This is a genomic window from Methylobacillus pratensis (assembly GCF_054072455.1).
On record NZ_JBSUSR010000004.1, the window covers coordinates 137,289 to 164,041 of the forward strand.

The 26,753-nt window shown below is 57.4% G+C and carries 27 protein-coding genes; 5 read left to right on the forward strand and 22 right to left on the reverse strand.

Features of this window, described 5'->3' with window-relative positions; translation table 11 throughout:
• Positions 1 to 79: 79 nt before the first annotated feature.
• The 13 genes from fliR to fliF all read right to left on the reverse strand — a co-directional run bounded on the left by fliR (position 80) and on the right by fliF (position 11,120).
• Complete coding sequence (gene fliR / locus ACW4YW_RS10150; protein ID WP_457137422.1) at positions 80 to 877, reverse strand: flagellar biosynthetic protein FliR; 798 nt, start codon at positions 875 to 877, stop codon at positions 80 to 82.
• Between the two features lie 10 nt (positions 878 to 887).
• Entirely contained in the window at positions 888 to 1,157 is a 270-nt protein-coding gene (gene fliQ / locus ACW4YW_RS10155) for a flagellar biosynthesis protein FliQ (RefSeq protein ID WP_457137423.1), read from the reverse strand.
• Between the two features lie 18 nt (positions 1,158 to 1,175).
• The gene (gene fliP, locus ACW4YW_RS10160; protein ID WP_457137424.1) at positions 1,176 to 1,928 is read right to left on the reverse strand and encodes a flagellar type III secretion system pore protein FliP; all 753 of its coding nucleotides are present in this window, start codon (positions 1,926 to 1,928) and stop codon (positions 1,176 to 1,178) included.
• Positions 1,929 to 1,934: 6 nt separating this feature from the next.
• Entirely contained in the window at positions 1,935 to 2,363 is a 429-nt protein-coding gene (fliO, locus tag ACW4YW_RS10165) for a flagellar biosynthetic protein FliO (protein WP_457137425.1), read from the reverse strand.
• Between the two features lie 14 nt (positions 2,364 to 2,377).
• Positions 2,378 to 2,806 carry a flagellar motor switch protein FliN gene (fliN, locus tag ACW4YW_RS10170; protein WP_457137426.1) on the reverse strand — a complete coding sequence of 143 codons (429 nt, stop codon included), beginning with the start codon at positions 2,804 to 2,806 and terminating at the stop codon, positions 2,378 to 2,380.
• Positions 2,796 to 3,803 (reverse strand): flagellar motor switch protein FliM, encoded by a 1,008-nt coding sequence (gene fliM, locus ACW4YW_RS10175; RefSeq protein ID WP_457137427.1) that lies wholly within the window; start codon positions 3,801 to 3,803, stop codon positions 2,796 to 2,798. Before fliM ends, fliN begins: the two co-directional genes overlap by 11 nt.
• A 21-nt stretch (positions 3,804 to 3,824) precedes the next feature.
• A complete protein-coding gene (fliL, locus tag ACW4YW_RS10180) occupies positions 3,825 to 4,334 on the reverse strand; it encodes a flagellar basal body-associated protein FliL (RefSeq protein ID WP_457137428.1) in 510 nt (169 codons plus the stop codon).
• 331 nt (positions 4,335 to 4,665) lie between these two features.
• On the reverse strand, positions 4,666 to 5,796 hold the full coding sequence (locus tag ACW4YW_RS10185; protein WP_457137429.1) for a flagellar hook-length control protein FliK: 1,131 nt from the start codon (positions 5,794 to 5,796) through the stop codon (positions 4,666 to 4,668).
• Between the two features lie 14 nt (positions 5,797 to 5,810).
• Entirely contained in the window at positions 5,811 to 6,263 is a 453-nt protein-coding gene (fliJ, locus tag ACW4YW_RS10190) for a flagellar export protein FliJ (RefSeq protein WP_457137430.1), read from the reverse strand.
• 24 nt (positions 6,264 to 6,287) lie between these two features.
• Positions 6,288 to 7,706 carry a flagellar protein export ATPase FliI gene (gene fliI, locus ACW4YW_RS10195; protein WP_457137431.1) on the reverse strand — a complete coding sequence of 473 codons (1,419 nt, stop codon included), beginning with the start codon at positions 7,704 to 7,706 and terminating at the stop codon, positions 6,288 to 6,290.
• Positions 7,699 to 8,379, reverse strand: coding sequence for a flagellar assembly protein FliH (locus tag ACW4YW_RS10200; RefSeq protein ID WP_457137432.1), 681 nt, complete (start codon positions 8,377 to 8,379; stop codon positions 7,699 to 7,701). Before ACW4YW_RS10200 ends, fliI begins: the two co-directional genes overlap by 8 nt.
• Positions 8,372 to 9,367, reverse strand: a complete 996-nt coding sequence (gene fliG, locus ACW4YW_RS10205; RefSeq protein WP_457137433.1) for a flagellar motor switch protein FliG — start codon at positions 9,365 to 9,367, stop codon at positions 8,372 to 8,374. The genes ACW4YW_RS10200 and fliG overlap by 8 nt, the downstream gene beginning before the upstream one ends.
• Entirely contained in the window at positions 9,360 to 11,120 is a 1,761-nt protein-coding gene (fliF, locus tag ACW4YW_RS10210) for a flagellar basal-body MS-ring/collar protein FliF (RefSeq protein WP_457137434.1), read from the reverse strand. Before fliF ends, fliG begins: the two co-directional genes overlap by 8 nt.
• A gap of 317 nt (positions 11,121 to 11,437) precedes the next feature.
• On the opposite strand from fliF, the gene fliE reads away from it, so the two are divergent.
• Positions 11,438 to 11,803: a flagellar hook-basal body complex protein FliE gene (fliE, locus tag ACW4YW_RS10215; RefSeq protein WP_457137435.1), complete on the forward strand. Its 366-nt coding sequence runs from the start codon at positions 11,438 to 11,440 to the stop codon at positions 11,801 to 11,803.
• A 43-nt stretch (positions 11,804 to 11,846) separates the two neighbouring features.
• On the opposite strand, the gene ACW4YW_RS10220 is transcribed toward fliE, so the two are convergent.
• The 9 genes from ACW4YW_RS10220 to ACW4YW_RS10260 all read right to left on the reverse strand — a co-directional run bounded on the left by ACW4YW_RS10220 (position 11,847) and on the right by ACW4YW_RS10260 (position 19,986).
• Positions 11,847 to 12,155, reverse strand: a complete 309-nt coding sequence (locus ACW4YW_RS10220; protein WP_309566567.1) for an EscU/YscU/HrcU family type III secretion system export apparatus switch protein — start codon at positions 12,153 to 12,155, stop codon at positions 11,847 to 11,849.
• Entirely contained in the window at positions 12,148 to 13,170 is a 1,023-nt protein-coding gene (gene fliK, locus ACW4YW_RS10225) for a flagellar hook-length control protein FliK (protein WP_457137436.1), read from the reverse strand. Before fliK ends, ACW4YW_RS10220 begins: the two co-directional genes overlap by 8 nt.
• Positions 13,167 to 13,508 carry a flagellar protein FliT gene (locus ACW4YW_RS10230; protein WP_407993884.1) on the reverse strand — a complete coding sequence of 114 codons (342 nt, stop codon included), beginning with the start codon at positions 13,506 to 13,508 and terminating at the stop codon, positions 13,167 to 13,169. Before ACW4YW_RS10230 ends, fliK begins: the two co-directional genes overlap by 4 nt.
• Positions 13,505 to 13,963, reverse strand: a complete 459-nt coding sequence (gene fliS, locus ACW4YW_RS10235; RefSeq protein ID WP_457137437.1) for a flagellar export chaperone FliS — start codon at positions 13,961 to 13,963, stop codon at positions 13,505 to 13,507. Before fliS ends, ACW4YW_RS10230 begins: the two co-directional genes overlap by 4 nt.
• Positions 13,964 to 13,976: 13 nt before the next feature.
• Complete coding sequence (fliD, locus tag ACW4YW_RS10240; RefSeq protein ID WP_457137438.1) at positions 13,977 to 15,983, reverse strand: flagellar filament capping protein FliD; 2,007 nt, start codon at positions 15,981 to 15,983, stop codon at positions 13,977 to 13,979.
• Between the two features lie 38 nt (positions 15,984 to 16,021).
• A complete protein-coding gene (locus ACW4YW_RS10245) occupies positions 16,022 to 16,375 on the reverse strand; it encodes a flagellar protein FlaG (RefSeq protein ID WP_407993887.1) in 354 nt (117 codons plus the stop codon).
• A gap of 77 nt (positions 16,376 to 16,452) precedes the next feature.
• A complete protein-coding gene (locus tag ACW4YW_RS10250; RefSeq protein ID WP_457137439.1) occupies positions 16,453 to 17,310 on the reverse strand; it encodes a flagellin domain-containing protein in 858 nt (285 codons plus the stop codon).
• A gap of 557 nt (positions 17,311 to 17,867) precedes the next feature.
• Complete coding sequence (locus tag ACW4YW_RS10255) at positions 17,868 to 18,515, reverse strand: response regulator (RefSeq protein WP_457137440.1); 648 nt, start codon at positions 18,513 to 18,515, stop codon at positions 17,868 to 17,870.
• Between the two features lie 34 nt (positions 18,516 to 18,549).
• Positions 18,550 to 19,986, reverse strand: coding sequence for an ATP-binding protein (locus ACW4YW_RS10260; protein ID WP_457137441.1), 1,437 nt, complete (start codon positions 19,984 to 19,986; stop codon positions 18,550 to 18,552).
• Positions 19,987 to 20,201: 215 nt separating this feature from the next.
• On the opposite strand from ACW4YW_RS10260, the gene ACW4YW_RS10265 reads away from it, so the two are divergent.
• The 4 genes from ACW4YW_RS10265 (at position 20,202) to ACW4YW_RS10280 (ending at position 26,712) form a co-directional block, all read left to right on the forward strand.
• Positions 20,202 to 22,229, forward strand: a complete 2,028-nt coding sequence (locus tag ACW4YW_RS10265; protein ID WP_457137442.1) for a TonB-dependent receptor plug domain-containing protein — start codon at positions 20,202 to 20,204, stop codon at positions 22,227 to 22,229.
• A 27-nt stretch (positions 22,230 to 22,256) separates the two neighbouring features.
• Entirely contained in the window at positions 22,257 to 23,516 is a 1,260-nt protein-coding gene (locus ACW4YW_RS10270) for an ABC transporter substrate-binding protein (RefSeq protein WP_457137443.1), read from the forward strand.
• A gap of 10 nt (positions 23,517 to 23,526) precedes the next feature.
• Complete coding sequence (locus ACW4YW_RS10275) at positions 23,527 to 24,879, forward strand: di-heme oxidoreductase family protein (RefSeq protein ID WP_457137444.1); 1,353 nt, start codon at positions 23,527 to 23,529, stop codon at positions 24,877 to 24,879.
• Between the two features lie 186 nt (positions 24,880 to 25,065).
• Entirely contained in the window at positions 25,066 to 26,712 is a 1,647-nt protein-coding gene (locus tag ACW4YW_RS10280) for a SulP family inorganic anion transporter (RefSeq protein WP_457137445.1), read from the forward strand.
• The last annotated feature ends 41 nt before the right edge of the window (positions 26,713 to 26,753 follow it).

Genomic DNA, 26,753 nt, shown 5'->3' on the forward strand with positions numbered 1-26,753 from the left:
ATGACGTTCTATTTAAAGCGGCCAATAAAGGCAAAACTTGATGGCGCGAAGCGATGAAATGTTCTGCGAGCCGCTTTGATTATTCCCGTGGCGCCTTGGCAACAGGACGCGCTATCTCCTGCATGAAGCTCATGCTCTCGTGCATCAGCTTCTGCACAGGCTGCATCATGTAGGGCAATGCCAGCATCAGCAACAGGAATCCCAACGATATTGTAATCGGGAAACCGATACCGAAGAGGTTGAGTTGCGGCGCGGCCCGCGTCAATACGCCGAGCGCCAGGTTCGCCAGCAGCAGTGCCGTGATGATGGGCAACGAGATCAACAGGCCGGCATTGAATATCTTGCCTCCCCACAGGGCGATTTTATAGGGATTGAGGCCGAAATTCGGCTCCGCGGTGATGGGAAAGCTGGAAAAACTCTCGGCCAGCGTGGAAATCACGACCAGGTGGCCGTTGATGCTCAGGAAGATCAGCATGGACAGCACCACTAGGAACTGCCCGATCGCGGTGCTCTGCCCCTGGGTCTGCGGATCGTAGAACATGGCGAACCCGAGCCCCATGGTCATCCCCGCGGCATGCCCTGCCAGCTCCACCGCCGAGAAAATAATGCGCAGGCTGAAGCCCATTGCCGCGCCAATGAGGACTTGCTGGAACAGGATCAGCAAACCGTTCATGGAAAACACCGATACCGGCGGGATATCGGGAATCGCGGGGATCACCGCCACTGTCAGTACCAAGCCGAATCCCAGCTTGATATTGTTCGGCAGCGCGCGGTGGTTGAACAGCGGAGCGATTGCGATAAAGGCGAGTATGCGCGTAAGCGGCCACATCAGGGTCGCCACCCACACCTGCAGGAACTCGCTGGGGATCGTCACCATGAGGAATCACTCACCCCGCCAGGGTGGGAATGCTCGTGAATACCGTCCTCAGGTAATCCGTAAACACCGACAGCATCCAGGGCCCGGCAATCAGCAAGGTGGCAAAGACGCCCAGCAGCTTCGGGATAAAGGTCAGCGTGGTTTCATTGATCTGGGTCGCGGCCTGGAAAATGCTCACCAGCAAGCCGATGGCCAATACCACCAGCAATATCGGGCCGGCCATCATCAGCAATATTTCCGCCGCCTGGCGCCCCATGGTCATGACTTGTTCGGGACTCATGCTCATTTCTCTGCCCTCTCAATAGAAACTCTGCGCCAGGGAACCCAGCAGCAACTGCCAGCCGTCCACCAGCACGAATAGCATTAGCTTGAACGGCAAGGCCACAATGGCCGGCGATACCATCATCATCCCCATCGACATCAGGATGCTGGCCACCACCATATCGATGATGAGGAACGGGATGAAGATCGCAAAGCCGATCTGGAAGGCGGTTTTCAACTCACTGGTCACAAAGGCCGGCACCAGCACGCGCAGGGGCACTTCCTCAGGGGTGGCCACGGCGTCGGTACGCGACATCTTGAAAAACAAGGCCAGGTCGGATTCGCGCGTTTGCTTGAGCATGAACTCCTTGAGCGGAATGGAACCGCGGACCATCGCTTCCTGCATGCTGATGCGCTCTTCGTCGAACGGCTGGTAGGCCTCGGTATAGATGCGCTCAAATACCGGCCCCATGACGAAAAAGGTGAGGAACAATGCCAGTCCCACCAGCACCTGGTTGGGCGGGGATGACTGCGTGCCCAATGCCTGGCGCAACAATGACAGCACGATGATGATGCGGGTGAACCCGGTCATCATAAGCAAGGCGGCGGGCAGGAACGACAGCGAGGTGAGCAGGATCAGGGTCTGGATGCTCAACGAGTAATTCTGTCCCCCGCCTGCCGCCGGCTGGCTATTGATCAGGCCCAGGCCGCCGGGCTCCGCGGCGTGACCCAGCAACGGCAGGCCAAGCAGCGCCAACGACAGTAAAACGTGGAGATAGCGTGATGGCATGGCGGTTCAGGGCTTTCTTTGCAGGGATTTGTTCAGCCAGGCTGAAAACGGCGTTGCCGCCTGGCTGGTTGCAGGGCCCGCCAGCGGAAGTTCCTCTCCCGGCTCGAGATCAGCGAGGCTGGTGACTTGCCCGGGCGCGACTCCCAGCACCAGCCAGCGCCCAGCAACCTCGACCACCACCACGCGCTCGCGGCTGCCGACGCTCACGCCGCCGACGATGCGCACCACGGATTGCTGCTTGAGCCCTGGCGTCATGCGCTTCATCAGCCAGGCAATGCCGACCATCACGCCCAGCACCAATGCCAGGCCCAATACCATGCGCAACAGGCTGCCGGTGGTGGAAACCTCTTCGGCGGCCGCCCATGTCACTGTCGGGCTGAGCAGCAAGGCTGAAAAGGCCAGCCTGTATGCCAGCAGGCGTTTTGTATTCTTCATGGAAACCGGTTCTGTTACTTGTTGATTTTACGAATGCGCTCAGCGGGCGTGATGATGTCGGTCAGCCGGATACCAAACTTGTCATTCACCACGACGACCTCGCCCTGGGCGATCAGGCAGCCGTTCACCAGCACGTCCATCGGCTCGCCTGCCAGCCCGTCCAACTCGACCACCGAGCCCTGGGCAAGCTGCAGCAGGTTCTTGATCGCGATCTTGGTGCGGCCGAGCTCCACGGTGAGCTGTACCGGGATATCCAGGATGAAGTCGATATCATTCTGGGTTTCGTGCAGTTTGTTCTTGGCGGAGAACTCGGTGAACACGGGCGCCTGCTCGGCCTTGCCGCCCTGCAGCACCGAGGCCTCGGCCTCTTCCGCCTGGCTTTGCTCCGCCATGGCGGCGCCCCAGTCGTCCATCAACTGCTCGTCATTGGGATCAATCGCCATCGGATACCTCTCCTTTTACATATTCACTGGAATTTGATCGCAGCAATTTCTCTACGCGTAATGCATATTGACCATTGAAGACACCATACTTGCATTGCATGACCGGCACGTTGTCCACCTTGGCCTCGACCGCTTCGGAAATCGACAGCGGGATCACGTCGCCCACTTTCATGTTGAGGATGTCCCCCAGCGTCATTTCCGCTTTCGCCAAGTCGGCGATGAGCATCACCTCCGCACTCTGTATCTGCTGCGTCATGAGGCGCACCCAGCGCTTGTCCACGCCCAGCGCCTCGCCCTGCAGGGGCGAAGTCAGCACGTCGCGGATCGGCTCGATCATCGAATAGGGGAAGCAGAAATGGATCTCGCCGCTGACAGAACCCAGCTCGATATTGAAAGTGGTGGAGACCACGACTTCGTTAGGCGTGGCAATATTGGCGAACTGGGTGTTCATTTCGGAACGGATATACTCGAATTCCAGCTTGTATACCGGCTCCCAGGACTTGGCATAGGTCTCGAACACGATCGCCAGCACGCGCTGGATGATGCGCTGTTCGGTCTGCGTGAAGTCCCGGCCCTCGACGCGCGTATGGAAGCGCCCGTCGCCGCCGAACAGGTTATCCACGATCAGGAACACCAGCGTCGGGTCGAACACCATCAGCGCCGTGCCGCGCAACGGCTTCATCTGCACCAGGTTGAGGTTGGTCGGCACCACCAGGTTGCGGATGAACTCGCTGTACTTGGAAATCTTGACCGGGCCTACCGACACCTCCGTGGTGCGGCGCAGGAAATTGAACAGGCCGATACGCAGCAGACGCGCAAACCGTTCATTGATGATTTCCAATGTCGGCATGCGCCCGCGGACAATGCGCTCCTGGGTCGCCAGGTTGTAGTTGCGCACGCCGGCCGGGTCAACGGCAGGCGTGTCATCTTCCTGCTCGTTGGTTACCCCCCTGAGCAGGGCGTCGACTTCTTCCTGGGAGAGAAAATTATCCGCCATGGTCGTCTGTGCTGATGATGATTACTGGATCACGAATGAAGTAAAGAACACATCATTCACCACCTGCGGCTTGCCCCCCGGTGAAAACGGCTGCGAAAGCTGGGTGATGATTTCGTTGGTCAGGGCCTTCTTGCCCTCAATGTTCAGCAGCTCAGAAGATTTCTTGCTGCTCAACAGGATCAGGATACGGTTGCGCACGCTGGGCATGTGCATCTTGATGATGTCCGCCTGCGCCTGGTCGCCCACCTGCACCGTCAAGTCGACTTGCAGGTATTGGTCGTCGGGGTCAGGCTGCAGGTTGACGGTGAATGTATCCAGCGTTACGAACACCGGCTCCTTCGTCACCACCTTTTCCTCCTTGGGCTTATCCTGGTGGTTGCCGGACTGTTGCTGGCTGAAATACCAGTAGGCGCCGCCTGCGCCGAGCGCCAGGATCAGAAAGCCCCCGACCAATGCCAGGATCAGGCCTTTTTTTGATTTTTTTGGCGGAGCCTCTTTCGCCGCCTCTTGTTTTGCCGCCTGTTGCGCCATCTGCAATCCTTCGCCGTTTACTATCCGTTAGGAAATATTATGAAAGAATTGCCAGAATAGCATGCGGGAAATAGAAGGAGGAAATCGCGCCAAATCCATGGATAGACGCCAGGATGACGGCTAAGGGGTTGTCTTCTAGGACAGTTGGTAAAGCTAAAACCGCTTCCGGGCGTTGCCATAGGCAGCACAGCGAGGCCGGAAGCGTATTGTCGGCGGTGCTCGCTTAGAACGCGGCTCATAAAACTCAGCGATCCTGGCTAGGCGCTCTGCCACAGACGGTACAAGCAGGCAAGGCAGCGCAACGACGCCAGGAGAGTTTTGTTAGATATTCTTATGCAAAAGTATCCACCAAGCCCATCACCGTCGCGGCCTTGGTCAATACCTGGCTGGTTTCATCGCCCTGGCTAGCGGCATTGCCGCGGGCCATGCTGGCTGCCTGTTGCTGGGCTTCCTGTTGCCCGGACCTCACATTGGCCTGCCCCAGCTGCAACCCGGATTCGCTCATCATCTGGCGCAGGTTGTCCATGCCGTCCTCCAGTGCCCGGCGCACATCCGCCTGGTCCGAGAGAAAGGTGGTATCTGCCTGGTTGTTGTGCACGTGGATCACCACCTGCAACGGCCCGAGATCCGGCGGATTCAACGTCAGGGAAGCTGTCTGCTCGCCGCCGGCCGCCATCCATACCACTTTTTGCCCGATGGCCTGGTTCCAGCCAGGCTGTCCAAAAGGCGTAGGCACCTGGTTGCTGCGCACATCCATCGTCGCAGCCGCCTGCTGTGCTTGCTGCGCCTGGGGCAAGGGTGCCGTCACGCCGGGCTGTGCCTGCTGCACCTGTTCCAAGGCATCAGCAAACGGTGCGGATTGTTCGTTACCGGCCGCCGCCTTGGCTGTCGATGCTGTCGTTGCCTGCATGGCAGCCTTGTCCCATTCGGGCTCGATATCATCCATCTTGCCCTTGCCAAGCCACTCCACGGGTTCACGCTTCAGATCCAGTGCATTGGGTTCTTCGGCAACTTCCATGGCAGGCCGGCGTTGCACGTCGGGGGTGACCGCGGCCAGCACCGGCTGAGCGTCAGTGGGCATAGGCGCTTCTTCCGCGTTAACTAATACCGTCGCATCTTTACCCTGCAATGCTTCTTCCTCAGTGACGGCGGATACCACCTCTTCGGGTGCAAGGTTTTGTCCAGCAATGAGTTCGGGCGCAAGCAGTTCGGGATTTTCAAGGTTCACGGCTTGCTGCCCTTCGTTCCCCAGTCTGAGCTGCAACTGCAGGCGCTGGCGCAGCAATGCTTGCTCCGTGCTTGCTGCCTGCCTGGTTTCGTTTTGCACCTGCTTGGCAAGCACCTCCTTGAACGCCGGGCCGTCATTGGCGGCATTCGCCTGCTTTGCCGACTTGGCGGCGGCAGCGCTGGCCGCGCTATTGTTGAGAATCGCCGCCTGGTTGGGCACGGGAATATTCTGCATGGTCAAGCTCCTGCTTATTGCCTTGTCTGGTTGCGGCTCACACGCGTTGCGTGTTCATCCATCATTTTCTGGTCCCGCTTGAGCTCAATCGCGTTTGCACGCTTGTCGGCACGGTCGATCAGCACGTCGTAGGACATTTTCTTCTTCTGGCACTCCTGCCACTCCTGCTTGCGCAGGTGATGCACCTGGCGCAAGCGCTCGACATTCTCGGTCTGGCTGACAATGGCTTGCGACAGCTTGCCGAGAAAGCTCTGGTAGTTCTGGTAGATTTCCGCCGTCATGCCGTTCGCCATGGCATGGTCGCGCTGGCTGACATAATCGGCACGGTATTGCATCAGCAGGTTCAAGCTTTTTTCCGCCTCGGCCAATTGCCGGTTGGCTTCGCCCAGGCGGTCTGTGGCAACATCCACATCCTTCTCCGCCAACCCCTGCAACGTATTCAATACCACCTTTTTCTGGCTAGACATGCCGTTTCCCCTCTGGCTTGTTCATTAATGCACTCCCGCTGTTCCGACCAGGCCGGCCAACGCATCGACGCTATCGGTCCAGCTTGCGGACTCCTTGATGTCCTGCTGCAGAAACGCCTCGATCGCCTCATGCCGCATGATGGCCTCGTCCAGTACCGGGTCGCTCCCGCTTTCATAGGCGCCGACATTGATCAGGTCCTGGTTGCGGGTGTAGCGGGAATTGAGCTGCTTGAGCTTGCGTGCGTTTTTCTGGTGTTCAGGCGAGGTGATGTTATGCATCGCGCGGCTGATCGACTGCTCTATATCGATGGCAGGATAATGTCCGCTCTCGGCCAGGCTGCGGCTCAATACAATATGTCCATCGAGGATCGCGCGCGCGGAATCGGCAATCGGGTCCTGCTGGTCGTCGCCCTCGGTCAGCACGGTATAAAACGCCGTGATCGAGCCCTCTCCCGGCCTGCCGTTGCCCGCACGCTCCACCAACGCAGGCAGCTTGGCAAATACCGAAGGCGGATAACCCTTGGTTGCAGGCGGCTCGCCGATCGCCAGGGCGATCTCGCGTTGCGCCATCGCATAGCGCGTCAGGGAATCCATGATCAGCAATACGTCTTTGCCCTGGTTGCGGAAATATTCGGCAATCGCCGTGGCGTAACTCGCGCCCTGCAATCTCATGAGCGCCGGTACATCCGCGGGTGCGGCCACCACGACGGAACGTGCCAACCCTTCAGCGCCAAGAATCTGCTCAATGAACTCCTTCACCTCGCGGCCACGTTCGCCGATCAAGCCGACGACAATGACTTCCGCCGTGGTATAGCGCGCCATCATGCCGAGCAGTACGCTCTTGCCCACACCTGAACCGGCGAACAAACCCATGCGTTGGCCCCGGCCCACGGTCAGCATGCTGTTGATCGCGCGCACGCCGACATCCAGCACGTCCTCGATCGGCGCACGCGACAAGGGATTGAGGGGGCGTGTGTTGAGCGGTACGCTGTTTTCACTGTTGAGCGGCCCCAATTCGTCCAAGGGGCGTCCCGCAGCGTCGACAACGCGGCCGAGCAAGGCCTCGCCTACCGGCAGATGCCGTGCTCGGTCAATCGCGCGGCGGCGCGGGTGCTTGGCCTGGTTGGGCTTGGGCAATGCCTCCGCCACTTCCAGTGCAAAGACCTTGGCGCCCGGGGTCACGCCCTCGACGCCGCTCTGCGGCATCAGCAACATGCGTCCGCCATCGAAGCCGACAACCTCGGCCTCGACACGGCGGCCTTCCGCAAGGGGCACGTAGCATGCGCTGCCGATCGGCAGCTTGATGCCGACCGCCTCCATCACAAGGCCCGTCAACTTGGTGATGCGGCCGGAGACTTCCAACGACTCGACGATCTCCAGTATCTCGCTGCAATCATTGAGATACTCCTTCCAGCCTTGCTGATGGGCCAGCGCGCTACTCATTCGGCTCTACCCAGTTGTTATGTTGCGCAAGAGCGTCGCAGATGCGCTTCCAACGCGTGCCGTTGCTGGCATCGATCTGGTTGTCGCCCGTTTCCACCATGCAGCCGCCGCGCTCCAGGCTGCTGTCTTCATGGATATGCCAGTTGCTGTCGGCCATATCCTCTTGCAGGTATTTTTTCACGACCAGCGCATCGTCCGGGTGCACAATCAGCCTTGCCGGCTTCTGCACTGTAGGCAAGTAATGGATAGATTCCTGCACAATAGGCAAAATCACGGTAGGGTCCACCCTCAACCTGTCCTTGACCATCGCCTTGGCGATATCCAGCGCCAAGGCAAGCAGTTGTTCCGAAATCGCCTCATCCGCCGTCTTGAGCGCTTCCTCCATGCTGCCGAGCACGGTCAGCAGACGCTCGCGGTCCTGCTGCACCTGCGCTGCGGCATCGGCAATACCGGTATCGAAGCCCTGCTGCAAGCCGATCTTGTAGCCTTCGCGCCTTGCCTGCTCCAGCTCGGCCTCCAGGCGCGCGTTCTTCTCTTCCTCGTTTTCCTGGACAACTTGTGCCGCCACAGGCGCTGCAGCGATTGTTTTCTCCGCTGGCTCTTCGGCAAAAGAAGCCATCTCCCAGCGCTGATACGCCGTCTGCTTCTCTTTGGGAATCACCACGTTAGACATAAGCATCCTCACCCTTGCCGCCCAGGACGATCTGGCCTTCGTCGGCCAGCCTGCGGACTATCTGCAGGATCTGTTTCTGTTGGGTTTCCACCTCGGACAGCCTGACCGGGCCCTTGCTTTCCAGGTCTTCCTTCATCATTTCAGCGGCACGGCTGGACATATTGCGGAATATCTTGTCCCGCAACTCGTCGGTCGTGCCCTTCAACGCCACGATCAATGTTTCGGACTGCACCTCGCGCAGCATGATCTGGATGCCCTTGTCGTCAATATCGATGATGTTGTCGAACACGAACATTTCGTCCATGATGCGCTGCGCCATTTCGCCATCGTAACTCTTGAACCCGTCCATCAGGCTGGTTTCATTTTCACTATTCATGTAGTTCATGATTTCGGCTGCTGCCTTCACGCCGCCGATCTGCTGCTTCTTGATGCTTTCGTTGCCGCTCAGCAGCTTGGTCAGCACATCGTTCAGCTCGCGCAGCGCCGTCGGCTTGATGCCGTCAAGGGTCGCGATCCGCAGCATGGCGTCCTGACGCAGGCGCTCGGTGAAATAGCCGAGGATTTCCGCAGCCTGGTCCGGTTCCAGATGCACCAGGATAGTGGCAATGATCTGCGGGTGCTCGTTCTTGATGAACTCGGCCACCGTCTGCGCATCCATCCATTTCAGGCTTTCGATGCCGCTGGAGTCGCGCGTCTGCAGGATGCGGTTCAACAGGCCCGAAGCTTTGTCATCCCCCAACGCCTTGGTGAGCACCGAGCGAATGTATTCGTCGGAATCCAGGCCGATCGCCGTATTCTTTTCCGCCTCGTCCATGAAAGAGGTCAACACCGCCTCCACCTGGTCGTGCCCGATAGACTTCATCGACGCCATGGCGGTGCCCAGCTTCTGCACTTCGCGCGGCCCGAGGTACTTCATCACCTCGGCGGCCTCGTCCTCACCCAGGGCGAGCATCAATACCGCGCTCTTGACTACGCCATTATCACTCATTGCCGTTCACCCAGTTCGTCACAATGCTGGCTACTACCTTGGGGTTTTCCTTTGCGAGCTTCCGCGCAGTTTCCAGGTTCTTCTTATAGGTCCGTTCCGCCGGGCTTCTAGCTTCCCCTTCTTCGAAGCCCGCGCCCGTTATGCCGCCTTCGCCGTCGGATAGGCTGACGATTGCATCCTGATCCTCTTCATCCAGTTTGGCAAGCTCATCCTTCTTTTCCTCTTCGGGCGAAAGCTTGCGCAGCAAAGGACGCAGGAAGCGGCGGTACAGCATGTATAGCACCAGCAGCACCAGGCCGTTCTTCAGCCACTCCTTGGCCATGTCGATATTTTCCGGATCCTTCCACAATGGTACTTCAGGGAACACCTCGGCAATATCCGGCATGAAGGAGCTGTTGACCACGCTCAGCGAGTCGCCGCGCTCTTGATTGAAGCCCATGGCCTGCTTGGCAAGGTCGCTGATCTGGGTCTTCTCGTCGTCGGTCAGCGGCCGCGTGGTCACTTTGCCTTGCGCATCCACGACCGACTTATGGTTCACCACCACCGCCACGGTCAGGCGCTTGATGCCGCCCATGGGCTGCTGCTGGTAGCGGACGGTCTTGTCTACTTCATAATTGGTCGTGGTGTTGCGCTCCGAGTTCATGATCGGGGTGGTCACCGTCGTACCAGGCGGCGTGGTCGTCGTGGTCGTCACCACATTGGCATTGGTCGTGGTGGTGGGCTCGTTGCCGGGAGCGACAATCGGCGCGGTGGCGGGTGCGGGCGGCTGGTTGGTCAACGCGCCGGGCACGCCGCCGACCCCTTGGCCTGGTAATGTTTGCGCCTCATTGCTCTGGCTGCTGCGGATGGCTGCACTGTCTGGGGTCTGGTTAGGCTTGTAGATTTCGGCAGCCTGCTCCACCACGGAAAAATCCACTTCGGCGCTGGCTTCCGCATGCACGTTCTTGGCGCCGACCAACGGAGCAATAATGGACTCGACGCGGCGCACAATGTTTTGCTGCAGCTCATCCACGTACTTCAACTGGGTAGGGTCAAGCTGGTTATTTGCGCCGGCATCCTTGCCGTTGTCCGAGAGCAGGTTGCCATTCTGGTCGACCACGGTCACGTTGGAGGTCGGCAGCTCGGGAACGCTGCTGGCCACCAGGTGCACGATAGCGCTTACCTGGCGCTGGTCCAGGGCGCGGCCGGGATGCAGGTTCAGCATGACGGAAGCCGTGGGCTTCTGCTGGTCGCGCGTGAATACGGTAGGTTTCGGCATGGCCAGGTGAATGCGTGCCGCCTGTACCGCGCCGATCGACTGGATGGTGCGCTCAAGCTCGCCTTCTAGGCCGCGCTGGAAATTCACTTGCTCGACAAACTGGGAAACGCCGAACTTCTGGTTCTCCAGCAATTCAAAGCCGATATTGCCGCCCTTGGGCAGGCCTTGCGAAGCCAATTTGAGCCTGATGTCATGCACATTGTTCGCAGGCACCAGAATAGCGCTGCCGCCTTCGGCGATCTTGTACGGCACGTTCATCTGCTCCAGCGCCGCGACAATCGCGCCGCCGTCCTTGTCGGAATAGCTGGAGAACAACACGCGGTATTCCGGCTTCTGGCTCCAGAGCCAGAACACCACCATCAATGCGATCACGGCAGCAGCGCCCAAGGCCAGCAGCAGCTTGTTCTCCAAGAGCGACTTGAAGTTGAACGAGCCAGGTGCTGGTGCTTCGGTCGTGGTGTCCGCGGCCAGGGCCGCTTCATTGGCTGCTGCCATATTACTTCTCCCATGAGATGGCAAGATAACTGGTTCTTAGAGCCGCTCACAAACCTCTTCTGGCGTTGTTACTCTGCCTTGCCGTACCAGTTTGTTTGTACTGTCTGCGGCAGAGCGCCTAGCCAGAAATCGCTTCGCTGAGTTTGTGAGCGGCTCTTATCACTGCGTTGCCATTATCACGAGTGGCTTGCAAATTTAATCAGGAAAATAAGCCAGGTTTTACCACCCTATTCCCATCAAAGAAGCATGTTGGCGAGTGATAAGCTGCTGCCATGTTGAAATAAGTCCGCAAGGACCGTAGCGACCAGGAGAACTCCATGAAAACTTCAGCGATAGACTCGGGCAGGATAGAAGCCATGCTGGCGCAGCTCAAGGCGGCTGCTCAAAAACCGAGTACTGAGGCGTCGGTACAGGGCGTTACCGGTAGCGGCATTGCCCAGAAGCCGCAAGCGACCAACCGCGTTGACTTTGCGGAGGTGCTGAAATCCTCGATCAACCAGGTCAACCAGGCACAAGTAAAGGCGGAGGATTTAGGCAAAAGCTTTGCGATGGGCGATGACAGGGTCAGCTTGTCTGACGTCATGATTGCCGGGCAAAAAGCCAATATCTCGCTGCAAGCCACCATTCAGGTACGCAACCGGCTGGTATCCGCTTATCAGGACATCATGAACATGCAGGTGTAAGCGCCTGTTCAATGCCTCACTTCATACCAGCTAATGCAGCCAATTAGCTGATTTCAGATGGAATCAAGGGCTTGGGCGGCGGTGCATCCTCGCCATGCTCCAGGCGATACAGCCAGGCCAGTATCTCAGCAATCGCCTGATACAAGGCTGGCGGGATATGGTCATCCAGGTCGACCTGCATCAGCAACGCCAGCAGCTCCCTGGATTCATGGACGAATACGTCATGTTCCTTGGCCTTGGCAATGATCTGCTCGGCAATGATGCCCTTGCCCTTGGCGACCACGCGCGGCGCGAAGTCGCCGGACTCGTAAGCAAGCGCGATCGCCTGCTGTTGCAATACGGGATCATTCATCGCGCACCACCGTCAAGGCATCCAATGCTTGCCCGCGACTGGTCAATGCTGTGGCCAGTGCCGGCAGCTCGGCCTGCAGGCGCTTGATGGAGGCCTGGTCCGCCGCGGCGATACGCACGCGCAAGCGCCCTGCATGCAAGGTGATGTTCGCAGCGATGGCCCCCAGGCTCGGCAGCTCCAGCCGTACATTGCTTGATACCGGCCTATCCTCGGGATCAGCGTTCTCGCCATGCTCGTCGGGGTTGACCGTCGCTTCATGCAGCTGCACCTGCCAATCCATTTTTTGTCCGGACCAGACTTCTCCCTGCCAATGAATGCGTTGGTTCTCCAGCACGGCGATCTGCTTGTTGATCATCGATTCGGCGGCCGCATGCGGCTGGTTCTGCGGTTCTTGCAACAGTTGAGCCAAGGGCAGCTTGCCCGCGGTGAATTTTTCAAGGTGTGATTCGTAGAACAGGCCGGAGGTGGCCAATGCCCTTTGCATGTCCTGCGCCATCACGCGCGGGTTTTGCGGCGCATGGGTCAGGACTTGCTGGCTGGTCAAGGTCTTGGAAGTTTCGCCGCTGGCCGCCTGCGCCAACTGCTGGCTCAGGATACGCGCCCCATTGCTGAGCGCGGCCGACACGCCGTGATCGGCGGCTGGCGTCGCCAACGGCATTGCGGAGAGCAAGGTGCCTGACAGTTTTGCGGTTTCGAGCTGCCCTGCCTGCTGGCCCAGCAAGCGGAAAGTGGGAACGGGACTGTCGCCAACGAAGCGCAGCAGCATCTGCTGGCCCACGGCAGCCTGCTGGCCAAGCTCCATCTTGAAGGTGTTGCCTTGCACGTTGACCTGGAAGACGCCTGGTTGCAGGCGGCTCATCACTTGGCCGAAGTAATTCTGACCCTTGGTCAGCTGGGCAATGCGGAAATTAAGGTCCTGGACATTGCTGGCAATCTCCTCGACTGCCTGCGCCGGCGCGACCCTGGCAAGCGGGGCGACAGCGGCGGCAGGGTCGGGCGATTGCTTGATAATCATCTGCCGGGCCGTATCAACTGCTTGTAGGTATCGAACATCTGCCGGTTGGCGGCGTTGTTGGTGAGGATATCGGAAAGACGCACCATCCACGGGTCGATGATGTTGCGGATTTCACGGTCGGAATCCAGGATGCGCTTGAGATGGGAAAACTTGATTTTCTGCTCAGGCTCGCGCAGTGGCTCGTCGCATGTATCCTCGTCGGCACGCTTGATACGTGCGGCGCACTCGGCCTCGAGCACAGCCAGCTTCTCCCAGTCATGCTGCTTGGCGGCCGCCAGCATTTGGTCGGTAATGTCCGCCACGGCCGCATATAAAGACAAGGTTTGCTGAGTGCTCATGAATATGCCTTTTCCAACTGGTGCTGGTTTTGTTGTTGAATGTCCTGACGCGGCGCCGCATCCGGCGATTGGCCCGCCAGGGCAGACCAAGCCTCGTTCAGCTCGTTGAGCAATCTTACCACCTCTTCCACTGCCGCAATATCGCTTTGGCTATTGGCGAGATACAGGCGCTTGCTCATGTAGGCGTACAAGGAATCCAGACTGTTGGCGATCTCTCCGCCCGCCTTGCTGTCCAGGCTGGCACGCAAGCCGTTTTCTATGATCGAAATAGCCTTGGTCAGGTCGGCGCTCTTGCTCGCATAATCCTGCTCGCGGATATGTTTGATGGCAAGGTTGCACGCGGCAATGGCGCCTTCATACAACATGACGATCAAGCGGGTAGGGCTGGCAGCCACCACGCCAGTTTCTATCCCGACTTTTGCATAGGCATTGACACCTGCGTTGAACCCGAACATGAAAGCTCCTTAATTAACTGTTAGCACTAATCGCTGCTAGTTGCTGGGTGAGATAGGACTGGGTGGTCTGCATCTGGGTCATCAGCACGTCCAGCGCGACAAACTGGGCGCGGTAGCGCGCCTCCACTGCCGTCAGCCTGACCTGTATCGCCTCTTCCTGCTTGGTCACGCGCTTGATGGAGTCCTGCAGGCCGTCGGTCCTGCTGGCCAGCAGGCCGGTATCGCTGACGAATCCTTTTACCAGCTCGTTCAGTTGCGCGGCATAGCCCAGGCTCAAGGAAATACTGCCCCTGTCACCTGTTGCCGTGCCGCGTACCGAGACCACCAGGCCCTCTGCCGGATTGCCGACGGCAGTGCTCGTCAATACTTGCCCCTTGCCCGTTGCCTCAGCCCCATTGATGGTGCCGGCGACATCCAACCCCTCGACGGAGACCGGATCGCTGCCAAACAGGCTGCTTGCCGCCGTGCCGCCGGTGATTTCCACAGTTGAGCCGGTGCCGTATTCCGGTGAAATAATTTTCAGCATCCCGCCTTCGACAGCCACCTCAGCAGAGGACTTGGCATTGGCAAGCTGCGTCCGCAGCTGCTGAGCAAGCTCGTCCACCGATGCATAGCTGCCGGCGGCAAGCGTGAGGTTGTAGCTTGAACCGTTGATTTTGACCGCCAGCGTGTCGTTCACGCCGGCGACGATATTCAGGTCAGGCGCGGCACTTCCGGTCAATGCGCCGCGTGTGGCGGCCTGGGTGATGTTGATAGCGTAATTGCCAGGCTGGGTCTTGCTTCCCTGGGTCACGAACCGTGTCTCGACATCCGACGCGCTCCCCACGGCGGCGAACAGCTTGGCGACGTCGTCCAGGTTGGTTTCGATGGCTTTTTCCAGCTTGCTGGAATCCAGGGCCAAGGAGCCATCGCGCTGTATCGCGACGCCGATCTGGCTGAGCGAACTGAAGTTATCCGTACCGCCCACGGACTTGGTGAGCGCCATCTTGATCTGGGAGGAAATCGAGCGCGCTGTCGCGTCCCCGAGCAATGCGCCGTTTTTTCTATCGGCGGCCGTCGTCGTGCTGTCGTCGAACTTGGTCAGATTGCGCAGCGTGGTATTCACTGCATTGAACGCATTGACAAAGGCGGTGACCGAGTCCTTGATCGCGGTCACGTTCTTGGTCACGCTCAAGGAAACGGCCGTATCGGGGCTGGCCTTGAATAAATTCAGCGTAATGCCGCTCAAGACGCCGGTCACGACATTGCTGGCGCTTTCGACATCGATGCCGTCGATATTGAGCTTGGCGTTGCGTGCCTCCTGCAATTCAACCAGGTTCTTGCCGGTACCGGAAGCGGCCGCGGGATCGTAAGCAAGGCGGGACAGCCCGTCGCCGTCCGTATTGTCGCCATCGGCATCGGCAATACTCACCTTGATGCTGTTGACCTCGCCGGACTCCTTTGAAGTCAATACCAGGCGGCCACCGCCGCTCTGGCCGTCGTTGACAATGGTCGCCGTCACTCCCATGTCGCCCGCATTGATGGCATCCCGGATGCCCGCCAGGCTGTTGTTGGAAGCGGAGATGGTCACACTCTTTGCCGCCTTGTCCGGATTGGCGGTAAAGGTGTTGGTTGCCTCGTCGTATGTGCCCAGGGCGATCGTGATCGTGCCCGTGCCGACGGCGGCACTGGTGTTGGAAAAATTCGAAGTGGCAACTTTATGGGATTGCGCTAGCTGGCCGACCTTGATCGCATAATTGCTGACGGTTGCACTGCCGCTGGAGGTTGCGGTAAACACCGCGCTGTCGCCCGAAGTGGCAGACTGCACATTGAACTTGCTGCTGGTGGAAAGGTTGGCTAACGCCGTCTGGAAACTGGAAAGCGAGCTTTGCAAGGTCGCATAGGCAGATATCTTTGATTGGTAGGAAGTCTTCTGCTGGCTCAGCAATGTCAAAGGCTTTTGCTCGACCGCCATCAAGCTGCTGACGATCGAATCGATATCAAAATTGGTACTGGCAGAAATCCCGCTAGTGCTTGCCATGACAATACCTCGCTTCCCTGAATACTTGAAATTAAAAGTCAGGCCGTCTGCCTGATGATCAACCCTTGGAGCTTGTCCAGAGTTTTTGAAATCGCCAATACTTCTTCATTCGGGATTTGCCGCAATACTTTTTGCGTCTCGGAATCCACCACCTTGACCACTACCCGGCCAGAATCGGCATCTGTGGAAAACTGGATCGACTGCATGATAGGCGAGATAAACTCGTTGATCTGTTCCACCGCGGACTGGACATCGGCATCACTTGCCACAGACGCCTGTTGCTCCGCTTCTTTTGATCCAGCACCCGGCAAGGATACGGCAGGCCCCGCATTGCGTACTGTAGAAGCCAGGCTACCTGCCTGACTGTATGCTTCTATATTCGTGATCGCCATGTTGAGTTCCTCAAGCAAAACCCGCAGCTTCCTTATTCAAGAAGACTGCGGGACTTTCATACTAACCTGCCACCTGCTTAGCCACGTAACAGGGTCAGCACATTGTTAGGGACAGAGTTGGCTTGTGCCAGCATCGCAGTACCCGCCTGTTGCAGAATTTGCGCCCGGGTCAGGTTGGCCGTTTCCGCAGCGAAGTCAGCATCGAGGATACGGGACTTGGCAGCAGATTGGTTCTCGACCGACACTTGCAAGCTGCTGATCACGGACTCGAAGCGGTTTTGCACGGCACCCAAGGTGGCGCGGCTGGTATTGACCTGATCCAGAGCCGTATCAATTGCAGTAATTGCCGCAGTAGCGTTGTCAGCGGCCGAACCACTGATTGCAATACCGGTTGCAGCCGCAGTAGCCACACCAGCAGCATTAGAACTACCGGAAGTCAAATTAATCTCGTCTACAGTGATGGTATCTTGACTATCTGTACCGGCACCTACCTGGAATGTCAATGAACCAGCAGTACCAGCAAATAACGCCTTGTTATTGAACTTGGTACCGTCAGTCAGGCGGGTGATTTCATCTTGCAATTGCTTAAATTCAGCTTGCAGGTTGTCGCGGTCGCCGGACTCGTTGGTCGCATTGGCGGACTGCACAGCCAGTTCACGCATACGCTGCAAGGCATCGGTAATCTTGCCGAGTGCGCCTTCAGCAGTTTGCGCCAGCGAAATCGCATCGTTGGCGTTACGAATTGCCACTGTCTGGCCGCGTACTTGCGCATCCATACGAGTTGCAATGGAAAGGCCGGCAGCGTCGTCCTTGGCGCTGTTGACGCGCAGGCCGGAAGACAAGCGTTGCAGGGATGAATTCAGACTGGATTGCGAAGTCGTCAAGTTACGTTGCGCATTCAGCGAAGCCAGGTTGGTGTTGATAACTGCAGCCATGTTGGTTCTCCTTCGATTTAGTTAATTTCCATCAAACACTTTGTTGCGTTTGGTATCGCTTTACAGCCTTGAATCACATCACTGTTAAGACTGTTATCGGTCGCTTCAGGAGAAAATTTAGGAGCTTTACTGCACTTGTTTTTCTCTCGAGCAGCATCTGATTGCAATGCCATGCCCCTGATGTCGGATTGATTAAAAAAATCTTTAGAGCCCTCTCTTTCCTGCAATGTCCATCAAATAAAAAATATATTAAATTCAGCTAGTTAAATAAAAATATAAAAAAATTTTATTTTCAACCCTAAAGTTTTCAGGCACTTAATAACGAACACTTGCCTGAATAAAAAAACTGATACTTGAGCCATGACGACATCTTACCGGGCGGCAAGACAAGGCAATTGGGATAACAGGCGGGGTAAAAAGCGCCAGATCTGCGCTTGAAACTAGGAGCAGCCAGCAAAACTCAGCGAAGCGATCCTGGCTAGGCGCTCTGCCGCAGACAGTACAGTAAGTACGACAAGACAGGACAACGACGCCGGGAAAGTTTTTCAGCTACTCAATCAATCGATCAGGTTATTTTTGATCGCGTAGTGCGTGAGCTCTGCGTTATGGCGCAGGTTCAGCTTTTCCAGCAGCCGTGCCCGGTACATGCTGACGGTTTTGACGGAAAGCGAAAGATTGTCGGCAATTTCGCTCACGGACAAACCCGACGCGATCATGGTCAGCGTCTGGAACTCACGGTTGGAGAGCGTATCGTGGATAGGTTTATCCAGGCCGCCATCCACTTGGTCGGCCAAGGCCAATGCCACTTCCGCGCTGATGTATTTCTTGCCCTTGGCAACGGTGCGTATTGCCGTCACCAGCTGGTCGGATGCGCTTTGCTTGCTCAAGTACCCGGCAGCGCCTGCGCGCAGGGCCCGGATCGCATAGGCATCCTCCCGGTGCATGGACAGCATCAGGACGGCCACGCGGGAATATTCCTTCTTGATGATGTTGCATGCCTCGATACCGCTTCGATCGGGCAGCGAGATATCCAGCACCAGCACGTCCACGCCCTTGGTACCTGCAAGCTTGATGGCTTCAGCCGCGTTCTTCGCATCGGCGACCACTTCTATATCCTCGGTTTCAGCAAGAATCTGCTTCAAGCCCTCACGCAGGATCGCGTGATCATCAGCAATAATGACTTTGATGGTAGAAGTGGATGGCATCGGCGACGCAATGATTAAAATTAATTTTTATTATTCAACCGGCAGCCTCGATATTCACGGGTTGCAACGGCAAAGTAACAGTGACTATTGTACCCCCTTGCTTGCCGGCTTGCACCTTGCATTGTCCAGCTAGAGCCACGGCCCGTTCCGCCATGCCGCTAATGCCGAATGCATTGGCTTTCAGCCTGTCCACCGGGGCAATGCCCACGCCGTCATCGATGACCTGCATCACGATTTCCTCAGGAGAAGCTTCCAGCGTCACCTCGACATGATTGGCTTTCGCATATTTGGCGATGTTGGACATGGCCTCCTGGCAAATCCGGAACAAGGTGATCGCATGGTCGGTGGAAACATCGACTTCCGCATGATTGCAAACAAACTCGCATGGTATGCCGATTTTGTCCACGAACTGGGCAGCCTGCCACTCCAGGGCAGCCACGATGCCCAATTCAAGGACATTAGGCCGCAAGTCGCTCGCAATCCGGTGCGCGGCTTCAAATGTATCGTCGACGATAGCCTCAAGTTGCTTGGCCTTGGCAAGCAAGGCTTCCTGCTCGGGCCCCAGCCGCTTGATAATGGAAGAGAGGCCAAGCCGGATGGCCGTCAAATTGCCGCCCAGGTCGTCATGCACCTCCTGGGCGATTCTCAAACGCTCCTTCTCCTTGATCTGGGCCAGCTGCGCCGAAAGCCTGGCAAGTTTTTCATGCGATTGCCGTATCGCCTGCTGCTCGCGCCGGCTCTGCGTGATATTCGTCATGATGCCCTCCCACATGACGGTACCGTCAGGCATCTTGCGCGGGCTGGCCCGCAAATTGATCCACTTGGTATCTTGCCATGCCTTCATCCAGAAGCGTCCGGTCCAGTTCAACACGCTCAGATTATGGGCGGATTGGCTGACATTCTTCTCATATACCCCCCGGTCTTCCTCGTCGATCAGCGAGAGAAAAATACCGGGATCGGCAATCAACACCTCGGCATCTTCACCCAGCAATGGCTTGCAAGCATCACTGAGATAAAGAAACCCTGTGACGCCATCCTTGCTCATATGCGCCTGGTATACCACCCCGGGAGCGTTCGAAATCAGGGAACTCAAATTGGCGCCCTCGTTCAGCACGTGCAGGATATGCCGGCTGAAAGCCTGGCTGTCGCGCATCACCAACAGCACCCGCCCGCTGCCACGTCCCACCATGAGCAAGCGGAACTCGCCAAAATATCGGTTGATGGTATGCAACTCATGGCTGATATCCACCATCGCCAGCTCCATCGGCACCGCATCCAGAAGCTCCCTGACCTCCGCCTCACCCAATGCCTGCAGCAAATCGTCCAAGGGGTGATCGGCAATCTGCGCTTCCGCGCCATCCACCAGCACCCCCACCAACTGCAGGCTATGCGCATCGATCGCATAGATATCGTCCAGGGAACTCTGCGCAGCGGACTCAAGATACTTGCGGATTTCTGATAGCGGTGACACGGCAATACCTATTAAAAGTTTCAGGCAAGCCTACCAGAACAATTGATTAATTCAAGCTGCGCAAGGTTTCCCGCCAGGGCTTCTCCCCGAACCCTGTCATCTATGCATATGCATCTTCCAGATTCATCAAAATAATATTCGTTATATATTTACAAATATATTGAATTAATATTTAATCCCGCCTTTGTTTCAACTACTTAGCATCGGGGAGATCAATGTCCAATTACCTAAAACCGCTCAAGCTGGCAGTGATTGCCGCGCTGGCAGCCAATACTCAAGTCGCTTTGGCGGAAGTTGCGCCTTTTACCTTGGGTGAAATCAATGTCACCACTACCAAGCAGCCAGAAGATATCAGGCTCTCTGACGACACCATTACGCAAGAGGATATGCGCCTGTTCAACCGCGAAACAGTGGGCACGGCGCTCAACACTTTGCCTGGCGTCAGCATGACCCAAGGCGGCCAACGCAATGAACAACTGGTGCAATTGCGTGGGTTTGATTTACGCCAGGTGCCTGTGTTCGTAGACGGCATTCCGGTTTACGTCACCTACGATGGCTACGTCGATCTGGGCCGTTTCAATACTTTCGATCTATCCAAGATCCAATTGTCCAAGGGGTTCAGTTCCGTTCTGTACGGCCCCAACACATTAGGCGGTGCGATCAACCTAGTCAGCCGCAAGCCAACAAAAGAGTTTGAAGGCAGCATCACTGCAGGTATCAAGACTGACCGCAACCTTAAATTCAATGGATATGCTACCGATGTCAACATGGGTGGTAATTACGAAACATGGTACTGGCAAGCCAATACCTCATACGTAGACAATGAGCGCTCCCGTATGTCCAGCGATTACAAGCCCAATGCGTATGAGAACGGCGGAGACAGGGAGCGCGCTTATAACAGGGACGGAAAAATCAACCTGAAAATCGGCCTGACCCCGAGCGAAGGCAATGAATACAGTTTGAACTACATCAACCAGCAAGGCACGAAAGGCAGTCCTGTATACGCTGGCAGCGACAGTGGCCGCACTGCAAATTACTGGGACTGGCCCAAATGGGATAAGGAGAGCCTGTATTTCATTTCACGCACTACTTTTGGTGATAGCGCCTACCTGAAAGTCCGGGCTTTCTATGACAAGTTCAAGAATGTATTGGAAAGCTATGACGATGCCCGGTATGCCACGATGACCAGAAACAGTTCATTCACGAGTATCTATAATGATGACACCTATGGTGCCAGCGCCGAACTAGGTTTCGATATTGCCAAGACCAATACTCTGAAGCTCGCTGCCCACTACAAGCATGACAAGCACGAAGAACACAACAAGGGTAACCCGGTTCAAACTTTTGAAGACCGCACTATTTCATTGGGTATTGAAGATACCCATCACTTCACCGAAAAACTAAGCTTGGTGACGGGTGTCAGCTATGACAAGCGTGACACTATTAAGGCTGAAGGTTTAAACAATTCAAATCAGATTTACGATTTCCCGAATGGCGATGCTCATGCGTGGAATCCCCAGGCTGGTTTGTTCTATAAACCAACAGAGGATAGCGACATTCACTTCACAGTGGCCAGGAAAAGCCGCTTTGCAACCATGAAAGATCGTTTCTCTGGCCGTTTCGGTCGTGCGGTGCCCAATCCTGGCCTAGATACAGAAAGAGCAACCCATTATGAACTGGGTGCTGGTGCTTTTGTACTGCCAGAATTAAAACTGCAAGGAGCGGTATTTTTTATTGATACCAAAGACATGATCCAGTCTGTCAGCTTGCCAAATTCCGCTTGTTCCGCAGGCGGAGGCCAATGCTTCCAGTTCCGCAATATCGGCAAAGTAGAAAGCCAGGGGATCGAGTTGAGCGCAACCTGGTTTGCGAGTGATGATGTTGAATTGGGCGGTAACTACACCTTTATCAACCGTGACAACCTCAGCAATGACCAACGCTTGACCAATGTGCCTCGTCAGAAGCTGTTTGCATACGGTAAATGGAAAGTGAATAGCGCCTTGCAAGTGCTGGCAAGTGTCGAAGCGGCATCATCGCGTTACTCCCGCCAGGACTCCACAGTCACTGATTGGCTGTCAGCCAAAGGCTATGCGACTGGTAACATTAAGGCCATGTATGCAGTCAATGCCGATTGGTTTGCCGAGGCTGGTATCAACAACATACTAGACAAAAACTATGCATATACTGAAGGCTTCTACATGGAAGGCCGCAATATGTTTGTCAACGTAACACGCAAGTTTTAAATAGTTAACTAATAGATAGGAAACCCAATGGTCAGCGCTCTCACTATCAAGGCAGCATTGCGCTGGCCGACCCGAATTCTCGTTGTCTGGCTGCTGCTTATTAGCCAGATATCATTGGCCGAGACGGCCAAAGTGGTCGTCATGACCAGCTATCCGCAAGAAGTCGTTTCGCAGGTCGAAGCGGCTTTTGAAAAGCAGTATCCACAATACAAATTAGAAGTACTCTGGCGCCAATCGCGCGATGCGATGGCTTATTTCAAGGAATCCGGTCAAGCTGTCGATGTTTATTGGACGCCTGCCCAGCGCAATTTCGCCCAGCTGGAGAAAATGCAGGCGTTCCAGCCGTTGGATATCAACCTGGATGGACTGCCTGAAACCGTCAACGGCTTTCCCTTGCGCGAAGGCCACCATATTGCCACGGAGATTGCCGGATACGGCATCGTGAGCAACCCGCAGGCCCTGGCCGCCGCCGGACTGCCTGTTCCCCATGACTGGACAGACCTCAGCCAGCCGGGGTTCAAAGGCAAGGTAGCGCTGCCCATCCCTTCCAAGGTCGGCTATGCGCCGCCGCTCATTGATATCCTGTTGCAAGGTTACGGCTGGCAGGCGGGCTGGAACCTGTTGCAGGCCATCTCCGCCAATGCGGAGCTGGTGACTGCGGGCGCGACTTTCGTCACTGACGATGTTGCCAGCGGCCGCCTGTTCGCAGGGCTGACCATCGATTTCTTCACGGCATCCGCCATTGCCAACGGTGCGCCATTGCAGTTTGCCTACCCTAAATTGACTGGCTATTCCCCTGCTCACGTCGCCATCATGAAGCATGCGGTCAACCCCGAAGGCGCGAAGGCGTTCAGCGCATTCGTGCTCTCCGAACAAGGCCAGCGGCTATTGTTCCACCCCGATATCCGCAAGTTGCCGGTCAGGCCTTCGGTGTACGCAGACAAACCTGCCGGTTACTTCAATCCATTCGAGAACAATCCGGCCTTTGTGTACGACAACCGTCGCGGGCTAGCGCGCCAAGAGGCCACCAATGCGCTGTTCGATGCCATCATCACCCTCAACTTGGCGCCCCTGCAACAGGCAATCAGCGCCATCGAGAATGCAAGCGCCAAGCTGGGCGCCGATGCGCCGCAAGTGACCAAGGCCAGGGAGCTGCTGCAAAAGTTACCGATCGACGAAACCGCGGCAGAATCCCTGCAGCCTCCCCAGCAAGCGGACATCAGCCGGTGGCAGCAAGTCATGCACAAGCGCTACCAGGAAGCCGCCCGCATCGCGTCACAGCCGTAATCCTGGGGCTATGCGCAGCATCCTGTCCCTCGCTGTTTGCATTCTCACCCTGGCTCCAGCCGCTACCCACGGCGATGAACCGGTGCAGGTACTGACCCGCCTCTCGAGCCGCGAAGCCTATAACCAGCCCATACATCCGCTTTCCTCGCAAGAAAACCTGCAGTTCCAGCTAGGCCGCGGGCTGGTCCGGCAAAGCTGGATCATTTCCCCGGCGCAAGACCGCGATATTGCCGGGCTGGGGCCTTTGTATAACCGTAACTCCTGCATTGCCTGTCATGCCAAGAACGGGCGCGGCTTCGCGCCTGACGGCCCGGAAGAATCCATGCGCGCCATGCTGGTCCGCCTGAGCGTCCCTGGCAAGGCACCTAAAGGCGGCCCGCAGCCCCATCCATTATATGGCGACCAGTTACAGGAATTCGGCGCGCCTGGCGTCGAGGCCGAAGGCCGCGCCCATGTGCGTTACGAGGAAAGCGAAATATCATTGAACGGCGGAGAGCGCGTGCGCCTGCGCAAACCGACCATCACATTCAGCAACCTGGCCTATGGCCCGCTACCGGACGACCTGCAAACCTCGGCCCGCATCGCGCCCGCCATCTATGGCATGGGCCTGCTCGAAGCCATTGCGGACAGCACCCTGATGGCACTGGAATCGCAGCCCAAGCCCGGCAAGATCAATGGAAGGCTCAACCGCGTCTGGAGCATGGAGCAGCAACGACACGTGATCGGGCGCTTTGGCTGGAAGGCCAATGTGGCGACGCTGCGCGAGCAGACGGCAAGCGCTCTGGCCGGCGATATGGGCTTGTCCTCCTACTTGTTTCCCCATGGCAATTGCGCCGAAGGTCAAACAGCCTGCCAGCACGCCCCCGTATCGGGCACGCCAGAAATCACGGCGACCCAGCTCGCGCAAATGGAGCTCTACCAGTTGGCGCTTGCCGTGCCCTCGCCGCGCCATCAGGAAGATTCGCGGGTGCAACGGGGCGCCGCACTGTTCCGCCAGGCGCAATGCGCGGCCTGCCACCTGCCTGAAGTCAGGACAAACGAATTCCCCAGGCTGGCCGCACTGGGCAACCAAAGCATCGCCCCCTACACGGACCTGCTGTTGCACGACATGGGGCCGGAACTGGCGGACCACCGCCCGGACTTTTCCGCCACTGGCAGCGAGTGGCGCACCCCGCCGCTCTGGGGGATCGGCCTCGCGAAGCAGGTGGAGCCGAACGCAGGCTTCCTGCACGATGGCCGCGCCAGGACTATCCTGGAAGCCATCCTGTGGCACGGCGGCGAGGCGCAGGAGTCCCGCAACATGGTGCAGCAGATGTCTCCGCTGGACCGGCAATTGCTGCTGGATTTTGTCGAATCACTTTAAGAGCCGCGAACAAAACCCAGCGAAGCGATTCTGGCTAGACGCTCTGCTGCAGACAGTACAACTAGTACGGCAAGGCAGAGCAACAACGCCAGAAGGGTTTTGTTAGCGGCTCTAAGCCTCGGTAATCTTGCGGCGAAAAGGCTATGATATGCCTGTCGATTACATCCCTTGCCATGCCTTTACACCATGATCGCCATTCTTGAAGCCAAGCGTGCCGGCCTGCTCTCGCGCCGGTATTGGTCCCGCAACATCATGTCGGGGCTGATCGTCGGGGTCGTCGCCCTTCCTCTCGCCATGGCGTTCGCGATCGCCTCCGGCGCCAAGCCCGAGCAAGGCTTGTACACGGCGATTGTCGCCGGCACGCTGGCCTCCCTGTTCGGCGGCAGCCGCCTGCAGATTACCGGGCCGACAGGGGCGTTCATCGTCATCCTGTCCGGCATTACGGCAAAATACGGCATTGCAGGCCTGCAGATCGCCACTCTGATGGCGGGCATCATGCTGCTCGTCATGGGGCTGACGCGCATGGGCAGCGTGATCCGCTATATCCCGGAACCGGTGATCATCGGTTTCACCAGCGGGATCGCCGTCATCATCTTCGTCGGGCAATGGCAGGATTTTTTCGGCCTCACGCCCCAAGCCTCGCATCACTTCCACGAGAAACTCTGGCACCTGTTGGAAGCCCTGCCGCAGCTGCAATGGCAGACCGCATTGCTTGGCGTGTTCACGCTGGCAGTGCTGCTCCTGTCCAACCGCTATCTGAAAAAAATTCCCGGCCCCTTGGTCGCGATCGTGGCGGCCACTATCGTGCAGTCTGTCTTTCAACCTGAACAGGTTGCCACCATAGGCAGCGCGTTCGGCGGCATCCCGCAGGCTTTGCCGCATTTTGCCCTGCCCGAGGGCATCAGCCCTGCCGTCATGATAGAGCTGATCGGCCCAGCCTTCACCATTGCGCTGCTTGGCGCCATCGAGTCGTTGCTCTCGGCCGTCGTTGCCGACAATATGGCAGGCACGCGCCACCAATCCAACCAGGAACTGATCGGGCAGGGCATTGCCAACATCGCCTCGCCATTGTTCGGCGGGTTCGCCGCCACCGGCGCGCTGGCCCGCACCGCGACCAATATCCGCAACGGGGCCAACAGCCCGTTATCCGGCATCGTGCATGCGGTCACCTTGGTCTTGATCGTGGTCTTGCTGGCGCCATTGGCCGTGAATATCCCGCTGGCGGCGCTCGCGGCCATCCTGTTCGTGGTGGCCTACAACATGAGCGAGGCGCATCGCTTCCTGCACATGGCGAGGACAGCGCCGCGCGCGGATGTGGCGGTGCTGCTGATCACCTTCCTGCTCACCGTGTTCAGCGACCTGGTGATTGCCGTCAATATCGGCGTCGTGCTTGCCGCATTGTTGTTCATGAAGCGCATGGCGGACACGGTGAACGTGACGCAACTGAGTGACGATGACTTGCAGCAGGAATACGGCCAGCGCGAATGGCGCCTGCCATCGAGCACGCTGGTCTATCGCCTGGAAGGGCCGTTCTTCTTCGGTGCTGCCGAGCACTTGCAGCACCGCCTGCAAACCCTGCGCGAGGATACCGACACCATTGTGCTGAGAATGTCGCGCGTGCCGATCATGGACGCCACCGGCATGCAGGCATTGTGGAACCTGCTGGACACTTGCAGACAGCACCAGATCCGGCTGGTGATCGCCGAGGCCAGGCCCAACATCCTGGAAAAGCTGCGCCGCGCGGGGCTCACCAGCCAGATCGGCGAGCATAATGTGCTGCCGCACCTGCACTTGCTGTGGCCGGAAGCTCCTTCCCCCGCCTCTCTCCATTGAATGGCGTTGCACACTTTTCCGTACGACCCGATTGAGCACGC

Coding starts and splice junctions, on each gene's coding strand:
- ACW4YW_RS10265 (WP_457137442.1), top strand. CDS start 20,202: ATGTCCAATTACCTAAAACCGCTCAAGCTGGCAGTGATTGCCGCGCTG.
- fliK (WP_457137436.1), bottom strand. CDS start 13,170: ATGATTATCAAGCAATCGCCCGACCCTGCCGCCGCTGTCGCCCCGCTT.
- fliI (WP_457137431.1), bottom strand. CDS start 7,706: ATGAGTAGCGCGCTGGCCCATCAGCAAGGCTGGAAGGAGTATCTCAAT.
- fliG (WP_457137433.1), bottom strand. CDS start 9,367: ATGAGTGATAATGGCGTAGTCAAGAGCGCGGTATTGATGCTCGCCCTG.
- fliL (WP_457137428.1), bottom strand. CDS start 4,334: ATGGCGCAACAGGCGGCAAAACAAGAGGCGGCGAAAGAGGCTCCGCCA.
- fliD (WP_457137438.1), bottom strand. CDS start 15,983: ATGGCAAGCACTAGCGGGATTTCTGCCAGTACCAATTTTGATATCGAT.
- ACW4YW_RS10200 (WP_457137432.1), bottom strand. CDS start 8,379: ATGTCTAACGTGGTGATTCCCAAAGAGAAGCAGACGGCGTATCAGCGC.
- ACW4YW_RS10220 (WP_309566567.1), bottom strand. CDS start 12,155: ATGAATGATCCCGTATTGCAACAGCAGGCGATCGCGCTTGCTTACGAG.
- ACW4YW_RS10245 (WP_407993887.1), bottom strand. CDS start 16,375: ATGGCGATCACGAATATAGAAGCATACAGTCAGGCAGGTAGCCTGGCT.
- fliO (WP_457137425.1), bottom strand. CDS start 2,363: ATGAAGAATACAAAACGCCTGCTGGCATACAGGCTGGCCTTTTCAGCC.
- ACW4YW_RS10230 (WP_407993884.1), bottom strand. CDS start 13,508: ATGAGCACTCAGCAAACCTTGTCTTTATATGCGGCCGTGGCGGACATT.
- ACW4YW_RS10275 (WP_457137444.1), top strand. CDS start 23,527: ATGCGCAGCATCCTGTCCCTCGCTGTTTGCATTCTCACCCTGGCTCCA.
- fliQ (WP_457137423.1), bottom strand. CDS start 1,157: ATGAGTCCCGAACAAGTCATGACCATGGGGCGCCAGGCGGCGGAAATA.
- ACW4YW_RS10270 (WP_457137443.1), top strand. CDS start 22,257: ATGGTCAGCGCTCTCACTATCAAGGCAGCATTGCGCTGGCCGACCCGA.
- fliM (WP_457137427.1), bottom strand. CDS start 3,803: ATGGCGGATAATTTTCTCTCCCAGGAAGAAGTCGACGCCCTGCTCAGG.
- fliN (WP_457137426.1), bottom strand. CDS start 2,806: ATGGCGATTGATCCCAATGACGAGCAGTTGATGGACGACTGGGGCGCC.
- fliR (WP_457137422.1), bottom strand. CDS start 877: ATGGTGACGATCCCCAGCGAGTTCCTGCAGGTGTGGGTGGCGACCCTG.
- fliF (WP_457137434.1), bottom strand. CDS start 11,120: ATGGCAGCAGCCAATGAAGCGGCCCTGGCCGCGGACACCACGACCGAA.
- fliS (WP_457137437.1), bottom strand. CDS start 13,963: ATGTTCGGGTTCAACGCAGGTGTCAATGCCTATGCAAAAGTCGGGATA.
- fliE (WP_457137435.1), top strand. CDS start 11,438: ATGAAAACTTCAGCGATAGACTCGGGCAGGATAGAAGCCATGCTGGCG.
- fliJ (WP_457137430.1), bottom strand. CDS start 6,263: ATGTCTAGCCAGAAAAAGGTGGTATTGAATACGTTGCAGGGGTTGGCG.
- ACW4YW_RS10280 (WP_457137445.1), top strand. CDS start 25,066: ATGATCGCCATTCTTGAAGCCAAGCGTGCCGGCCTGCTCTCGCGCCGG.
- fliP (WP_457137424.1), bottom strand. CDS start 1,928: ATGCCATCACGCTATCTCCACGTTTTACTGTCGTTGGCGCTGCTTGGC.
- ACW4YW_RS10185 (WP_457137429.1), bottom strand. CDS start 5,796: ATGCAGAATATTCCCGTGCCCAACCAGGCGGCGATTCTCAACAATAGC.
- ACW4YW_RS10250 (WP_457137439.1), bottom strand. CDS start 17,310: ATGGCTGCAGTTATCAACACCAACCTGGCTTCGCTGAATGCGCAACGT.
- ACW4YW_RS10255 (WP_457137440.1), bottom strand. CDS start 18,515: ATGCCATCCACTTCTACCATCAAAGTCATTATTGCTGATGATCACGCG.